Annotated in this window: 13 protein-coding genes and 5 pseudogenes; 15 read left to right on the top strand and 3 right to left on the bottom strand. The window is 69.6% G+C overall.

Annotation, left to right across the window (positions count from 1 at the left end; translation table 11 throughout):
* Nucleotides 1-21 precede the first annotated feature (21 nt).
* The 8 genes and pseudogenes from ACIPSA_RS22680 to ACIPSA_RS22645 form a co-directional block, all read left to right on the top strand.
* A complete protein-coding gene (locus tag ACIPSA_RS22680) occupies nucleotides 22-966 on the top strand; it encodes an RNA polymerase sigma-70 factor (RefSeq protein ID WP_402637757.1) in 945 nt (314 codons plus the stop codon).
* Nucleotides 967-1,090: 124 nt separating this feature from the next.
* Nucleotides 1,091-2,290: an NAD(P)/FAD-dependent oxidoreductase gene (locus tag ACIPSA_RS22675; RefSeq protein WP_402637756.1), complete on the top strand. Its 1,200-nt coding sequence runs from the start codon at nucleotides 1,091-1,093 to the stop codon at nucleotides 2,288-2,290.
* A gap of 110 nt (nucleotides 2,291-2,400) precedes the next feature.
* Complete coding sequence (locus ACIPSA_RS22670) at nucleotides 2,401-2,625, top strand: hypothetical protein (RefSeq protein WP_402637754.1); 225 nt, start codon at nucleotides 2,401-2,403, stop codon at nucleotides 2,623-2,625.
* Nucleotides 2,626-2,681: 56 nt separating this feature from the next.
* A complete protein-coding gene (locus ACIPSA_RS22665) occupies nucleotides 2,682-3,452 on the top strand; it encodes an SDR family NAD(P)-dependent oxidoreductase (protein ID WP_402637752.1) in 771 nt (256 codons plus the stop codon).
* Nucleotides 3,453-3,630: 178 nt separating this feature from the next.
* On the top strand, nucleotides 3,631-4,959 hold the full coding sequence (dacB, locus tag ACIPSA_RS22660) for a D-alanyl-D-alanine carboxypeptidase/D-alanyl-D-alanine-endopeptidase (RefSeq protein ID WP_402637751.1): 1,329 nt from the start codon (nucleotides 3,631-3,633) through the stop codon (nucleotides 4,957-4,959).
* 67 nt (nucleotides 4,960-5,026) lie between these two features.
* A pseudogene (locus ACIPSA_RS22655) lies at nucleotides 5,027-6,058 on the top strand (histidine kinase); the annotation flags it as partial.
* Entirely contained in the window at nucleotides 6,046-6,690 is a 645-nt protein-coding gene (locus tag ACIPSA_RS22650; RefSeq protein WP_402637749.1) for a response regulator, read from the top strand. The pseudogene ACIPSA_RS22655 and the gene ACIPSA_RS22650, both read left to right, overlap by 13 nt.
* A 12-nt stretch (nucleotides 6,691-6,702) precedes the next feature.
* Nucleotides 6,703-7,239 (top strand): annotated as a pseudogene (locus ACIPSA_RS22645) (response regulator); the annotation flags it as partial.
* A gap of 22 nt (nucleotides 7,240-7,261) precedes the next feature.
* Here ACIPSA_RS22645 and ACIPSA_RS22640 read toward each other — a convergent pair.
* Entirely contained in the window at nucleotides 7,262-8,053 is a 792-nt protein-coding gene (locus tag ACIPSA_RS22640) for a DUF4239 domain-containing protein (RefSeq protein WP_402637748.1), read from the bottom strand.
* Nucleotides 8,054-8,268: 215 nt separating this feature from the next.
* Here ACIPSA_RS22640 and ACIPSA_RS22635 point away from each other — a divergent pair, with 215 nt between their 5' ends.
* Nucleotides 8,269-9,849, top strand: coding sequence for a hypothetical protein (locus tag ACIPSA_RS22635; RefSeq protein ID WP_402637746.1), 1,581 nt, complete (start codon nucleotides 8,269-8,271; stop codon nucleotides 9,847-9,849).
* 113 nt (nucleotides 9,850-9,962) lie between these two features.
* Here the strand turns inward: ACIPSA_RS22635 and ACIPSA_RS22630 are convergent, their stop codons facing one another.
* Nucleotides 9,963-10,304 (bottom strand): hypothetical protein, encoded by a 342-nt coding sequence (locus ACIPSA_RS22630; protein WP_402637744.1) that lies wholly within the window; start codon nucleotides 10,302-10,304, stop codon nucleotides 9,963-9,965.
* Here ACIPSA_RS22630 and ACIPSA_RS22625 point away from each other — a divergent pair.
* Both ACIPSA_RS22625 and ACIPSA_RS22620 read left to right on the top strand, forming a co-directional pair.
* Nucleotides 10,294-10,476, top strand: a complete 183-nt coding sequence (locus ACIPSA_RS22625; RefSeq protein WP_402637743.1) for a sensor histidine kinase — start codon at nucleotides 10,294-10,296, stop codon at nucleotides 10,474-10,476. The genes ACIPSA_RS22630 and ACIPSA_RS22625 overlap by 11 nt on opposite strands.
* Nucleotides 10,477-10,508: 32 nt before the next feature.
* Nucleotides 10,509-10,919, top strand: a pseudogene (locus tag ACIPSA_RS22620) (response regulator transcription factor); the annotation flags it as partial.
* A 156-nt stretch (nucleotides 10,920-11,075) separates the two neighbouring features.
* On the opposite strand, the gene ACIPSA_RS22615 reads toward ACIPSA_RS22620, so the two are convergent.
* Nucleotides 11,076-11,708: a TetR/AcrR family transcriptional regulator gene (locus tag ACIPSA_RS22615; protein WP_402637739.1), complete on the bottom strand. Its 633-nt coding sequence runs from the start codon at nucleotides 11,706-11,708 to the stop codon at nucleotides 11,076-11,078.
* A 263-nt stretch (nucleotides 11,709-11,971) separates the two neighbouring features.
* Here ACIPSA_RS22615 and ACIPSA_RS22610 point away from each other — a divergent pair, with 263 nt between their 5' ends.
* The 4 genes and pseudogenes from ACIPSA_RS22610 to ACIPSA_RS22595 form a co-directional block, all read left to right on the top strand.
* Nucleotides 11,972-12,631: a nuclear transport factor 2 family protein gene (locus ACIPSA_RS22610; protein WP_402637737.1), complete on the top strand. Its 660-nt coding sequence runs from the start codon at nucleotides 11,972-11,974 to the stop codon at nucleotides 12,629-12,631.
* 180 nt (nucleotides 12,632-12,811) lie between these two features.
* Nucleotides 12,812-13,222: pseudogene (locus ACIPSA_RS22605) on the top strand (N-acetylmuramoyl-L-alanine amidase); the annotation flags it as partial.
* 172 nt (nucleotides 13,223-13,394) lie between these two features.
* Nucleotides 13,395-13,469 (top strand): 50S ribosomal protein bL37, encoded by a 75-nt coding sequence (locus tag ACIPSA_RS22600; RefSeq protein WP_100661309.1) that lies wholly within the window; start codon nucleotides 13,395-13,397, stop codon nucleotides 13,467-13,469.
* Between the two features lie 34 nt (nucleotides 13,470-13,503).
* A pseudogene (locus ACIPSA_RS22595) lies at nucleotides 13,504-13,659 on the top strand (DNA-binding response regulator); the annotation flags it as partial.
* Between the last annotated feature and the right edge of the window lie 533 nt (nucleotides 13,660-14,192).

Genomic DNA, 14,192 nt, shown 5'->3' with positions numbered 1-14,192 from the left:
GCAGGCCCTAGGATCAGGGCCATGGCCCTGACCCTGGACGAGGTGGACCGGTTCGAAGCCTCCAGACCCCGTCTGGAGGCCATCGCCTATCGCCTCCTCGGCTCCGCGAGCGAGGCCGAGGACGCCGTGCAGGAAACGTTCCTGCGCTGGCAGGCCGCCGAGGTGGACCACATCGAGGTCCCCGAGGCGTGGCTGACGAAGGTGCTCACCAACCTGTGCCTCAACCAGCTCACCTCGGCACGCGCGCGGCGTGAGACCTATGTAGGCCAGTGGCTCCCCGAGCCACTGCTCGCCGGGGACCCGATGCTCGGCCCGGCCGACACCGCCGAGCAGCGCGAGTCGGTCTCGTACGCGGTCCTGGTCCTGCTGGAGCGCCTCTCGCCGGGCGAGCGTGCGGTGTACGTGCTGCGGGAGGCCTTCGACTATCCGCACCGGGAGATCGCCGAGATCCTCGACATCACCGAGGCCGCCAGCCAGCAGACCTTCCATCGGGCGAAGCGGCACGTCGCGGACGGCAAGGCCCGGAGCGAGGTCGACGAGGCCGCCGCCCGGCGGATCATCGACGAGTTCCTGGCGGCCGCCACCAGCGGCCGGACCGAGCCGCTCGTACGGCTGCTCACCCAGGACGCCGTCTCGATCGGCGACGGCGGCGGGAAGATCCCGGCCCGCGCCAGGGCGGTCGAAGGCGCCCTCGCGGTCGCGAAGTTCATGCGGGGCCTGTTCAAACCGGGCAAGGCCAAGCGCGACCTGACCGGCGGCTCGCCCGAGCTCCACGTCACGACCGCCAACGGCGACCACGCCGTCGTGGCGGTCGTCGACGGCCGGGTCATCGGCGTCATGTGCCTGGAGATCACCGCCGAGGGCATCGCCGCGTTCCGCAACCAGGTCAACCCCGACAAGCTCGAACGCGCGACCCGGCGATGGGCGGCCACCGACCACGGCGAACCCCTGCTCAAGGCCTTCTGACCCCGATGTGACCCCGATGTGGCTCCGGTGTGAGCTGCTTCACACCTCATTCCTGTCAGGAAACGGCGGGCTGCCCGGTTCAAGGGGCGAATCCGCTGAAGAGCTCGAAGACAGGAGTAAGGACATGCAGCACCGCATCGTCGTCCTCGGGGCCGGATACACCGGAGCGATCGCCGCCGGGCGCCTCGCCAGGCGGCTGCGCCGCGAAGACGTCGCCATCACTCTCGTCAACGCCGAGCCCGACTTCGTCGAGCGCGTCCGGATGCACCAGCTCGCGGCCGGCCAGGACCTCAAACCCCGGCCGTTCAGCGAGATGTTCGAGGGCACCGGCGTCGAACTGAAGCTCGCGAAGGTCACCGCGGTGGACGTCGACCGCAGGACGGTCCCCGTCCTCGATGCGAACGGCGCCGGGGAAGCGGTGGAGTACGACACCCTCGTGTACGCCCTCGGCAGCGGCTGGAACGACCAGGGCGTCCCCGGCACCGCCGAGCACGCCCACCAGATCGCCGGTCGCCCCGGAGCGCTGCGGCTGCGCGAACGCCTGGCCCGCCTGGACGCCGGGCAGCCCGTCCTCGTGGTCGGCGGCGGCCTCACCGGCCTGGAGGCCGCGACCGAGATCGCCGAGGCCCGCCCGGACCTCGACGTCGCGCTCACCGCCCGCGGCGGCCTCGGCGACTGGCTCTCGCCCAAGGGCCGCAGGCACCTGCGGAAGGTCGTCGACAAGCTCGGCATCACCGTGCACGAGCACGCCGACGTCACCGGCGTCGGGACGGACCGCGTCACCACCGCCGAAGGCGCGACGATTCCCGCCGCGGTCACCGTGTGGACCACCGGCTTCGCCGTCCACCCGATCGCGAGGGCGACCACCCTGGAAGTCACCGGCACCGGCCAGATCGTGGTCGACCGGACCATGCGCTCGGTTTCGCACCCGGACGTGTACGCCATCGGCGACGCGGCCATGGCGATGGGCCCCGGCGACAAGCCGCTCCGCATGTCCTGCGCCACGGGCACCCCCATGGCCTGGCAGGCCGCCGACGCCATCGCGGCACGCCTGACCGGCGGAAAGCTCCCGAAGGTGCCGATCCGCTACTTCAACCAGTGCATCTCGTTGGGCCGCAGGGAAGGCCTGATCCAGTACGTCACCGCCGACGACCGCGCCGTGCGGGCGGCCCTGACCGGACGGTTCGCCGCCGTCTACAAGGAGCTGGTCTGCAAGGGCGCGGCCTGGGGCGTCGCCAACCCGATGCTCGGGATGCCGACCCGGCCCCGCCGCGTCGTACAGGAGCCGGCCCGGACGGGCGCGGCGGTCAGGACGCCGGCCTGACTCCCCCTCACAAGGGGCGCCCTCGACACGAGGGCGCCCACTCGCCGGCGGCGTCTCCTGCAACAATGCCGCGGTGCGACGCCGGTCGTGGGGTCGGGAAGGAAGCGGCGTTGATCTTTCGTGGGGTGCTCGCACTGTTCGCGGGCGGCGCCTTCACGGCGGTGGCCTGCGGCTACCGCGGTGTCGACGTGTGGGTCTGGGACTGGGCCTGCGTGGTGGTCAGGCGGCGCACCTCGTACGGCACGCCCTGGAGGAGCCTCACCACCATGCGGATCTACTTCGGGATCGTGGGAGTCCTCTGCCTGGTGGCCGGGCCGCACATCATGACGCACTGACCGCGGCCGGGATCCACGCTTCCTGTGAGCACCCGTTCTCCGAGCGAAGGGGCACCATGGCACGCATCACCGACCGGACGGTTCTGATCGTCGGTGCCTCGTCGGGTATCGGCGCGGAGGTGGCACGCCGACTCGCCCACGGCGCCAACCGGTTCGTCATCACGGCACGTCGCGCCGCCGAACTCGCCGCCGTGGCCGAGGAGATACGAGCCGCGGGCAGCGTCTGCCTCGCCATCCCGGCGGATGCCCTGAACGCGCAGGCGGCCGCCGACGTGGTGGCGGCCGCCGTCACGGAGTACGGCTCCGTCGACGTCGCGCTCCTCAACGCCGGTCAGGGACCGGACATGTCCATGGACCAGGTGAGCGTCGCGGACGTCTCACGGATCATGGCGCTGAACTACGACGTGGTGGTCAACTACCTGGTCCCGCTGATCAAGCAGATGCGCGGTCAGTCCGGCGGAGGCCTGATCGCCCACACCAATTCCCTGGCGGGGCTGATGGGCATCCCACGTCAGGGACCGTACTCGGCGGCGAAGGCGGCCGCACGCACCCTCATCGACACCGCGCGCGTCGAACTGGCCCCCCAGGGCGTCCGGTTCACCAGCATCCACCCAGGATTCGTCGCCACCGAACGCATCGGCGGGGACGGCCTGCCCAAGCCCTTCCAGATCAGCCAGGAGCGGGCGGCCCGGTACGTCGTACGAGCCCTGGAGAAGGAACCGGCGCAGGCCTACTTCCCGTGGCCCACAGCGGCGTTGGTCCGCACGCTGCGGGCCCTGCCCACGCCGGTCTCCTCCTTGGTGCTGCGGAAACTGGCCTCCGGCTAGAAGTCGCGCGGGCCTTGCCGGCCGGACAGGGGGTAGTGCCATCTTTCATGGCCCTGACAGAAATCCTGGGTGGTTTCTTTGCCGAACAGCCATCACAAACTAAAACCTGATCGTTACTGTCGTTTTCAAGATTCGCAGCAGACGTCCCCGTTCCCGCACCGCGTACAGAGGCTCTCGCATGCCCAGATCTCTCTCCGCCACCCGTGCGAGCGGACGGCACCGCAAGACCAGAACGCCCAGTCCGTCGCTCCGCCGAGCGGCACTTGTCGCACTGACGGCCCCCGTCGCCGGGACGATCCTGGCCGCCCCGTCGGCGTTCGCCGCGGGCAAGCCCGTGGCCAAGACCGCCGCACTCGACTCCGCCGAGCAGAAGATCGCGAAGAACCTGAACACGCGCGCTCGGGACACCCGGCTGGGCAGCACGCTCAGCGGTGTCGTCATCGACGCCGACTCGGGCAAGACCGTCTGGGGTCACGACGCGTCCACCGCTCTGATGCCCGCGTCCAACACCAAACTCGCCACCGCCACCGCCGCGTTGACGGTCCTCGGTCCCGACCACCGGTTCACCACGAAGGTCGTCTACGGTGACGGCACCCTCACCCTGATAGGGGGCGGGGATCGCACCCTGACCACCGACGACCTCGCCGCGCTCGCCAAGACGGCGGTCGCGGGACTGCACAACGCGGGTCTCACCTCGGTGAAGGTCCGGGTCGACGACAGCCTCTTCCCCGACCCCACGCCCGCCAGCGGCTGGACCAGCGGCTACTACCCGGACACCGTGGCCCCGGTGCGGGCCCTGGTGGTGGACGGCCACCATGTCACGGACACCGCCCTGGACGCCGGACAGTCCTTCGCGCAGCTCCTCACCGGACAGGGCGTCACCGTCACCGAGGAGGTCACCCGCGGCGCCGCCGGCACCGGAGACGTTCCCGTGGCCCAACATCAGTCCGGCAAGTTGTCCGCCATCGTGAAGCACATGCTCAAGGCGAGCGACAACGATATCGCCGAGACACTGCTGAGGACGACCGCGCTCGCCGCCGGCCGCCCGGCCACCTTCGCGGGCGGCACCGCGGTCGTACGTGAGGTGCTCACCCACTACGGCGTGTCCCTGCACAACTTCGTGATCCACGACGGCAGCGGTCTCTCGCGCGCCAACCGCATCCCGGCGCGGACCCTCGCCGACATCCTCGACGTGGCCGCCGACCCGCGCCACAGCAAGACCCTGAAGTACGTCGTGGACGGACTGCCCGTGGCGGGCGAGGCGGGCAGCACCCTCGGGCCCGAATTCGGCCGCTTCGACACCGCGGACTCACGGTGTGCCGTCGGAAAGGTCAAGGCCAAGACGGGCACCCTCACCGGCGCCATCGGGCTCAGCGGACTGACGAAGGCCAAGGACGGGCGCTGGAAGATCTTCTCCTTCATCGAGAACGGCTCCACAGCTGCCCCGGGCGACACCAAGGACGCCCTGGACGGCCTCGCCGCCACGGTCAACGGCTGCCGGGCGTAGAGCCGCCGCCGGAGCACACGGCGCGTTCAGCGAACACGGCAGGCCTGAAGCGGACGCCGGCCGGCGACGTGCGCAGCACGGCCGCTTCCGTACCCGGCTCGGCGTGGACATCCCCTCGCCCTACGCGGGGCGGCGTCCCGGGCCGCCCGAGTGGCTGCGGACCCCGGCCGGACGGAGGCAGCTCACGTACCACCTGCTGGACGGGCCGCTCCTGGCCCTCGCGGCGGCCCTCGTCCTCCTGATGTGGGCCGCGGCAGGCGCGGCCGTCTCGGTCTACGCGTGGCTCTGGCTGGTGCCCCTCGACTGGCGCGTCGATCACCCCGGGTACGCCACCTGGGCGGCCTACGTCACCGCTGCCGGCATCGCTCTGCTCTACGCGGCGGCGTGGCTGTCCGGCGCCCTTACCCGGCTCGACACGCGCGTCGCGACCGTCCTGCTCGGGCCCAGCCGTGAGGAGCAGCTGGCGCGCCGGGTCGACGACCTGACCGAGAGCAGGGCGGGCCTGGTGGACGCCGTGGACGCCGAACGGCGGCGCATCGAGCGGGACCTGCACGACGGCGCCCAGCAGCGGCTGGTCTCCCTGGCGGTCAACCTCGGACTGGCCAGGGCAACGCTCGGCGACCTGCCTGAGGACGCCCGCCGCGTGCTCGACGAGGCGCACCGGGAGGCGAAGGAGGCGATAGAGGAGCTGAGCGGTCTGGTGCGCGGGCTGCACCCGGCCGTTCTGGAGGACCGCGGCCTCGACGCCGCGATCTCGGGTGCCGCGGCCAGGGCCCCTGTTCCGGTACGGGTGAAGGTGGACCTGCCGTCGCGGCCGTCGCCCACGATCGAGGCCGTCGCCTACTTCGTCGTCTCCGAAGCGCTGACGAACGTGGTGAAGCACGCCGAGGCGTCCATGGCCGAGGTCATCGTGGAGCGTTTCGGGTCGACCCTGCTGGTCGTCGTCAGCGACGACGGCGTGGGCGGCGCCGACCCCACCGGTGGCACGGGGCTGGCGGGGCTGGCCAAGCGGGTCGCATCGGTGGATGGCACCCTGTCGGTCGACAGTCCCGTCGGGGGGCCGACCATGATGACCGTGGAGCTGCCGTGCGTGCCGTGATCGCCGAGGATTCCGTGCTGCTCCGGATCGGCGTGGTCAAGGTCCTGGAGATGGCCGGGTTCGAGGTGGTCGCCGAAGCAGGTGACGCCGAGACGCTGTTGTCGGTGGTGGAGGAGCACCGGCCGGACATCGCGGTGGTGGACGTCCGTATGCCTCCCGGTTTCACGGACGAGGGGGTGCGGGCCGCCCTGGTCGTCAAGCAGCAGTGGCCGAGGACGGCGGTCCTGCTCCTCTCGCAGTACGTGGAGGAGCGGTACGCGGCCGATCTGCTGTCCGCCCACACGTCGGGGATCGGCTATCTGCTCAAGCAACGGGTCGCGGACGTGGAGGAGTTCACCGAAGCGCTGCGGCGGGTGGCAGCGGGCGGCACCGCACTGGACCCGCAGGTGGTCTCCCAGCTGCTGGTGCGCCGCCACAGCGATCCGCTGGACCGGCTCACCCCTCGGGAACGCGAGGTCCTGGAGTTGATGGCGGGCGGCCGGTCCAACGCCGGAATAGCCGGACAACTCGTGGTCAGCGAGAGCGCGGTGGCGAAACACATCAACAGCATCTTCGCCAAGCTCGACCTGCCGAAGGCGGACGCGGACCACCGCCGGGTGCTCGCCGTACTGCGTTTCCTCGGCGTGTCCTGAGGAGTCGGGCCGGCCGTCGAACAGGCCACCGCGCACCGCATCGATGTCGCCCTCGTCGACGTGCGCATGCCCCGCATGGACGGCATCACCGCCACCACCCGGCTGCGGGCCCTTCCCCACCCGCCGAAGGTGATCACCCTGACCACCTTCGACCTCGACCAGTACGTCTACAGCGCCCTCGCCGCCGGAGCCGACGGGTTCCTGCTCAAGGACACCGACCCGGCCGAGATCCTCCGCGCCGTCCACCTGGTCGCCGCCGGCTCGGCGATGCTCCACCCCGCCGCTGCCCGTCGTCTGATCGACCGTTACCACGCGACCAACCAGCCCAAGGCCACGGAAGCCCGGGCCCGGCTCGACCGGCTCACCCCCCGCGAACGCGACGTACTCGCCCTCCTCGCCCGAGGCGACACCAACGCCGACATCGCCACCCACCTCGTCATGCGTGAAAGCACTGTCAAGGCCCATGTCAGCCGCATCCTGACCGCGCTCGAAGTCACCAACCGCGTCCAAGCCGCCCTCCTGGCTCGCGACGCAGGACTCACCACCTGACCGGCGCGGGCCGGCCGCCCGCTCAACGGGTCCAGTACCGGGCAAGGGCTCCTTCTCGGTAAGGGGCGGGGCTGACGCTGAGGTCGCCGGCGAAGGGGCGGTCCAGGACGAAGACCAGGAGCAGGCTGAAGCCGACGAGCCCGGCGACCGAGGCGACGAACAGAATCTGGACCCTCAGTTTGCGCATGCCGTAGAGGAACGTGAGCGGGACCAGGACAAGGGCGCCGCCGAAGGCCAAAGCCTGCAGCAGCACGGGAAGTTCCTGCCGTGCCATGGTGATGCGTGCGCGACGCTGGGAGGCGACGTCGTCGAGGTGGCCGACGGCCTGCTGGTAGAAGACCTGCTCCCGCTCGCTTTTCGGGTCGTACGTCTGGAGCGCGTGGAAGGCGGCCTGGAGATGGGCTTCCGTGGCCCCGTAGCTGGGGTGCCCCGCGCGCATCCGGGGCCACTGGTCCTCGACGACCGCGTGGACGTAGCCACTCAGAGCGGAGTCGAGACGGGCACGCACCGACGCCGGGAACGCGGCGGCGTCACGGGTGATGAGCGCCGCGTCGGTGGCCTCGGAAGCAACGATGGTCTGGGTGCTCTCCAGCTGCGTCCACAGGGTGACGATCACGAAGGCGAGGATGATGCCGTAGATGGCGCCGAACATCCCCAGCGTCACACCGACCATGTCGTTGTGCTCTCCGCGGGCCAGCGACGGGTACCTGCGGCGCATCAGCACACTGCCGGCAACGGCCAGGAGAACAGCTCCGCCGACGGTGACGACGGCCAGCGTGAAGGTGCTGAAGTGGTTGAGCAGCCATAGCGACATGAGCGCGGAGTCTAGGCCGGACACAACATCCCAAAAACACCGCATTGCACGCCACTGCGGGTATACGGGAGGAAGTTCACACCACCGAGTGAGAGCGGAGAACGCGAGATCTTTCTTTGTCACAGCTTGATCAGGCGCACCCCCTCGCCTTGATCTGCCATGTCCTTGACATGGCTAGGATTGGCCGACTTCGGGGTTTTGAGGGGGAGTTGAAGATGGTGCGACGAAGATCGCTCGCTTTCGTAGGTGTGGCCGCGCTGGTACCGCTGGTCGCTTCCGTCGCCTCCGCCGCTTCCGCGCAGGCGGCGTCGAGCTCACTGGCCGTCACCACGCTGGGACGGCACGGCGGCAAGGTCTCGACGACGGTCACCGTCGTCGCCGTACCGTCCGGTGAGACGTACAGCGTCAAGTCCGGCAAGCGGATCAGCCTGCCGTCGGGGCGCTACATAGCGATGACCGACATCTACGAGAGCGCGACGAACGGTCTGGGCACCGACACCATCGGCGCGCAGGTCGTACAGGTGTCGGGCCGCAAGTCGGTGACGCTCGACGCGCGCAAGGGCAAGGCCGTCAAGGTGTCGCTCGACACGCCCGCCGACGTGACCGCCCCGCCGCGGATCAGTGCGCAGGTGTGCGCCGCCGCCGTCAGCGACATGCCCGACGCCTTCAGCGTGAACGGCTGGAACGACGAGGGATCCCTCTACGCCATCCCGAACTCCTCCAGGCTGCTGCAGTTCGGGTACCTGGCACAGTGGTCGGGCGACGACAGCTACGTCGCCGTGAAGAACACCACAGGCATCCCGGCCGCGCCCGGTGGGTCGTTCAAGCGGTCGAAGCTGGCGACGATGCGCTTCTCGGTACGCGGCGGCACGCAGATGGCCCGTCAGAACGACACCGCTCTCCAGGCGCGGCCGAAGGTCGACGACTGCACGACCGACCTCATGGCCGAGGTCCGCGACGACAACGCACCGTACGGCGCCGCCGTCCACGTGACTCCAGGGACCTGGCAGCCGCGCGACGACATCTTCGCGAGCAACGGCGACGACGTCGGCGGCGGTTTCCCGAAGCTCAGGACGCTGAAGGCGGGGCAGAGTGTCACCCAGTCCTTCGGCCGGGCCGTGTGGAGTCCGCTGCACTACCTGCCGATGGTCGAGCGGAAGTCCGTCAGCTTCATTCCGGAAGCCCTGATCGGCGACCCCGACGTCGGCACCAGCGGGGCCGACCCGACCAAGGAGACGGTGGTGCTGTCCAAGGGGCGCACCACCATCAAGAAGAAGACCCTGACCAACTGGGGCAACAGTGACGACGAGTTCTCCGCCCGTATCCGTTCGGCCGGCCGGTACCGCCTGACCGTCGACGCCCATCGCTACCGTCCGGGCATCACCTTCCCCGCCGGCATGCTGTCGTCGCGCGCCACCCTCGACTGGTACTTCAAGGCCGACCCGGCCAAGTCGATGGTCGCGCCCGTCTTCCTGACCCGCTTCCTGCCCACCGGGCTCAACAGCCACAACCAGGCCGCACCGAACAGCACCACGACGGTCGACGTGAGTGCCGGGCGCGGCGCCCAGGGCCCCGACCTGAAGTTCACCAAGGTGACCGCCAAGTCCGTCCGGGTCTGGTCGTCCGCCGACGGCGGCAAGACCTGGAAGGCGGCGACCGTCAAGCACTCCGGCTCGACCTGGCAGGCGTCGGTCCACAACCCGGCCTCCGGTGCCGTCGCCCTGCGCTCCGAGGTGACCGACTCCGCCGGGGACCGCTCGGTGGAGACGGTGTACCGGGCGTACGCCATCGGCTGAGGCCGTTGTCACCGTCGTAGTCGTAGAAGAAGGGCGGCCGCGCACCGAGGTGGGCGGCCGCCGGAACCAGGGCCTGTCCGGCGGATCAAGTCGCTGGAAAACAACGGCGCCGATCAGGCGAACCGGCCCCGGACGCGCCGGAAGCACAGGGACGCCAGGGCGGCGGCCAGACCTGCGAAGACGCCGGTTTCGGTCCACTGGAAACTCCAGTAGCGCTCGGCCGGTTGCAACGTCACCCGGACATGGATGTCGCCCTCGGCGAGGCAGACCGGCATCTCGTCCAGCGACTTGGCCAGGCAGTTCTGGTACCACGACGTGTGGCCGACCGCCCTGCCGTCGGTGTCGAGCAGCGGGCCGGCCGACACCACCCATGGCCCACCCGGGATCGTCAGCCCGTCGACGTCACCGTGCCGGCCGATCATCGTCAGGCCGCGGATCATCAAGGTGGAGATCACCGACGACGCACCGCCCGGTGCCGCCCGGCCCAGGCTGGGCGGCGGGTACGGCCTCATCGGGATGCGTGAGCGCATCGAAGCCCTCGGCGGCACCCTCCACGCCGGCCCCCGGCCCGGCAGCGGCTGGTCGGTCTCGGCCACCCTCCCCGTACCTCCCGGAGGCAGCCGTTGACCATCAACGTACTGATCGCCGACGACCAGGCGATGATCCGCGGGGGCCTGCGCCTCATCCTCGAGGACCAGCCCGACATCACCGTGGTCGGCGAGGCGGCCGACGGCGCCGACGCCGTCGCCCTGGCCCGCCGACTGCGGCCCGAGGTCTGCCTGGTCGACATCCGGATGCCTCCCCTCGACGGCATCGAGGTCACCCGGGCCCTTGCCGGACCCGACGTCGCCGACCCGCTCCGGGTGGTCATCGTCACCACCTTCGACCTCGACGAATTCGTCTACGGCGCCCTGCGCGCGGGGGCGGTCGGCTTCATCCTCAAGGACGCCGGGCCCGTGCTGCTCGTCGAGGCCGTCCGGGCCGCCCGCACGGGCGACGCCCTGATCTCTCCGTCGGTCACCACACGCCTCCTGCGCCACCGCTCTCAAGGGCACACCGCGGGCACGGCGCCGTAGCACGGAGTCGGCGGCAACCGGGTAGCCCCCTCCCGGTCACGGGTGACCTCGGCTCGCATGTCCACCGAGCGGCGTCGTCGCGAATGCACACCTCGACGGCGTGCCACATTCTCCCGAATCTCACGTCCGGGCCGGCGGTGTCAGCCCGGTTCAGCCGACGTTCGGGGAGCCGCGGAACGCCCCGGCCAACACGGTGACCAGCCACCGCTCGATCTGCTCAGGGGGCTCGGCGGCCAGTTCGGTACCTATGGGCGCCAACACGAGCCAGTTCAGCAGGCCGGCCGCACACCGGATGCGGAAGTCCCACTCCCGCTCGTCGACTCCGGGAATCTTCGCCGAGAGCTGCCGGACGATGTCCCGCCGGGACTGCTGGAACTTCGCTGTCAGCCGGCCCCAGCCCTCAGGGGGGTCGATCCCGACGCGAGCCACCGTCCGCATGACCGCCAGATCCCGTCCGCCGGCCGTCAGTGCACGCGTCATCGGCCCGGCGAACGCCGCGGCGAGATCCTCGACGCTGGATGCGGCGTCGAGCGAAGCGACCTCGTCGATCTGCGCGTCCAGATACCGCTCCAGCGCGTTCTCGATCGCCGAATCGCACAGCGCCTTCAGCGACCCGAAGTGGTAGCTCACCGCGGAGACGTTGGCTCCCGCGCGATCCGTGATCTCTCGGAGGGTCACACCCTCCTGGCCGCTTCGCGCGAGCAACTCCTGTGCGGCGACCAGCAGGCCGTCCCGCGTCCGCTGGCCGGCCTCGCGGCGTTGATCTGTCCGTTCTGTCGCCATGAACAGAATTCAAACAGCTGCTTGATTTTGCTGTCAAGCAGCCGATCGCCCGCCAACCGGTTCACCGGGGACCGCAGAACGCCGGGCCGACGCCCGCCCTCGTAGCGCGACACCCGCCCAGTACATGAATCAATCATTCGCTTGACGTGTTTGCAGCACCGTCCATATAGTCAAGCGAGCGTTTGATTTGAAAAGCGCCGCACTCGGCGCGAACCCATTTCGACGGTTCTCGGATCCCGAGACCCAGCACGGAGGCACACGACATGAAGTCGCTCGGATGGAAGACGATCATCACCACGGCCGCGGTCACGAGCCTGGCTGGTCTCGCCATTGCCGCCGCACCGACACAGGCCGCAAGCCCTGCCGTCAGCAGCGCACACGTCCACACCGCTGGCAGTTCGGAGGCCCACGCGGCCCTGAGTCCTCGCGAACTGTCGGCGCTGCCGCTCACGAACCGCCACCTGACCCGGCACGAGATAGCCAATCTCGCGGTCGTGCTGAACGCGTACCACGTGGCGGAGGGCGGCAGCATGGACGTGGACGCCTTCGTCAACAGCTTCGCCAAGGACGGCGTCTTCAACGACGTGGTCGCGGGCCAGTCCTACCGGGGTAAGGCGCTTGGTGACGTTCTGCCCTACATGGCCAACCTCTTCCCCGATGTTCACCGTGACCTCAAGCGCATCACCGTGAACGGCGACGTGGTCAGCATCGAGCTGTCGATCCAGGGCACGTTCGAGGGGCCGCTGCAGACGCCGGCGGGCACCGTCAAGCCGACGGGCGCGAAGGTCGACGCACCGACCGCCGACTTCTGGTACCTGCACAACGGCAAGGTCGAGAAGTTCAACTGCTACGTCGGCTACACGAAGATGTACTCCGACATGGGCGTGAACCTCGACTGGGCCTCGGCGGTCAACAAGCACTGAGCCGTTCCCCGGCGGGCGCGGCCCGGCACCACCGGCCGGGGCTCGGCTGTCGCGGCATGCCGGGCTCTTCGCTCTCGACACCCCGCTGAACCGCATCGTCGCCGACAGGCGCTGAAGCCCCACGTGCAGCCGACGGTGCCCGCCGACCCACGCCGGCGGGCACCGTTCGGCTGGCCGGACGGGCCGCCGATCACCTCGCGCGCCGACTGGGGTGCCGACGAGTCGATCAGCCCCGCCGCGCCCGAGTACAAAGCGGACGTCAAGGCCGTGTTCGTCCACCACACCGACGGGGCCAACGACTACTCCTGCGCCGACTCGGCGTCCGTCGTCCGGAGCATCTACGCGCACCACGTGCAGATCGAGGGCTGGAAGGACATCGGCTACAACTTCCTCGCCGACAAGTGCGGCACCATCTTCGAGGGCCGCAAGGGCGGGGTCGGCCTGCCGGTGCTCGGCGCCCACACGTACGGCTGGAACCGGGAGGCCGCGGGCATCGCGGTGCTCGGTGACTACACCTCCACCAGCGCCTCCAACAGCGCGCCGGCCTCGATCGCCCGCCTGGCGGCCTGGAAGCTCGGCCAGTACGGCGCTGGCCTTCACGTGACAGGAAGGCCGGCGCCACGGACTGAGAGCGGTGCACAGCCAAAGCCGCTCGGGGTTCCGGGATCGGACACCCGTCCCGCAGCACCGCTGATGCGGACACTCCGGGCCGAATCTAGACTGGCGAAGTCATATGAAGTCCCGAATTGAGGAGATATGCGCCATGGCCAAGCGAGGGAACAAGCGACGCGCCCGTAAGAAGAAGAAGGCCAATCACGGCAAGCGTCCCAACGCCTGAGCCAACCTGAGCGGACTGACGCGAATCTGGCACGCGGGTGGTCTCCCAGCTGCTGGTGTGTCGCCACAGCGATCCGCTGGACCGGCTCACCCCGCGAGATCGCGAGGTCTTCGCCAAGCTCGACCCGCCGGAGGCGGACGCGGACCACCGCCGGGAGCTCGCCGTACTGCGCTTCCTCGGCGTTGCCTGAGTACGGCGGGCCGCGTGCCGTGCCGGTTCGGACCGATGAGCTGGCTGTCAGCAGCGGCAAGTCCCTGGCGTGACCTGCGCGCTCCACGGTCCAAACCCCCCTGGGGCAGAAGCTTGACGCCCGCAAGGAAGGTCCGTATTATAAGCAAGTTGCCTCGGGCCGAGACGGCTCCGTAGTGGAATTCACCGCCACTCGGGCGACAGAGCAAACCACTGGCACGGTCTCCCAACGGGACTGAAGTCGGGCATGCCCGCATGCGTGAATTCAGCTCCAGCACCTCGATTATGAGTGGCCGGGAGAATCCGCTAAGGTTTGAGACGTCGGAACGGCCCAACAACCGCGAAGACAAACCCCGCTGACTGGGAATCAGGGCCGAAAGGATCTGATAGAGTCGGAACCGCCGGAAAGGGAAACGCGAGAGCGGGAACCTGGAAAGCACCGAGGAAATCGGATCGAGAAAAGGTCTGATAGAGTCGGAAACGCAAGACCGAAGGGAAGCGCCCGGAGGAAAGCCCGAGAGGGTGAGTACAAAG

Source organism: Streptomyces sp. NPDC086549, assembly GCF_044746205.1.
Lineage (GTDB): Bacteria > Actinomycetota > Actinomycetes > Streptomycetales > Streptomycetaceae > Streptomyces.
Note: the sequence above shows the minus strand (reverse complement) of the source record. Positions and strands in the feature narration are given on the sequence as shown.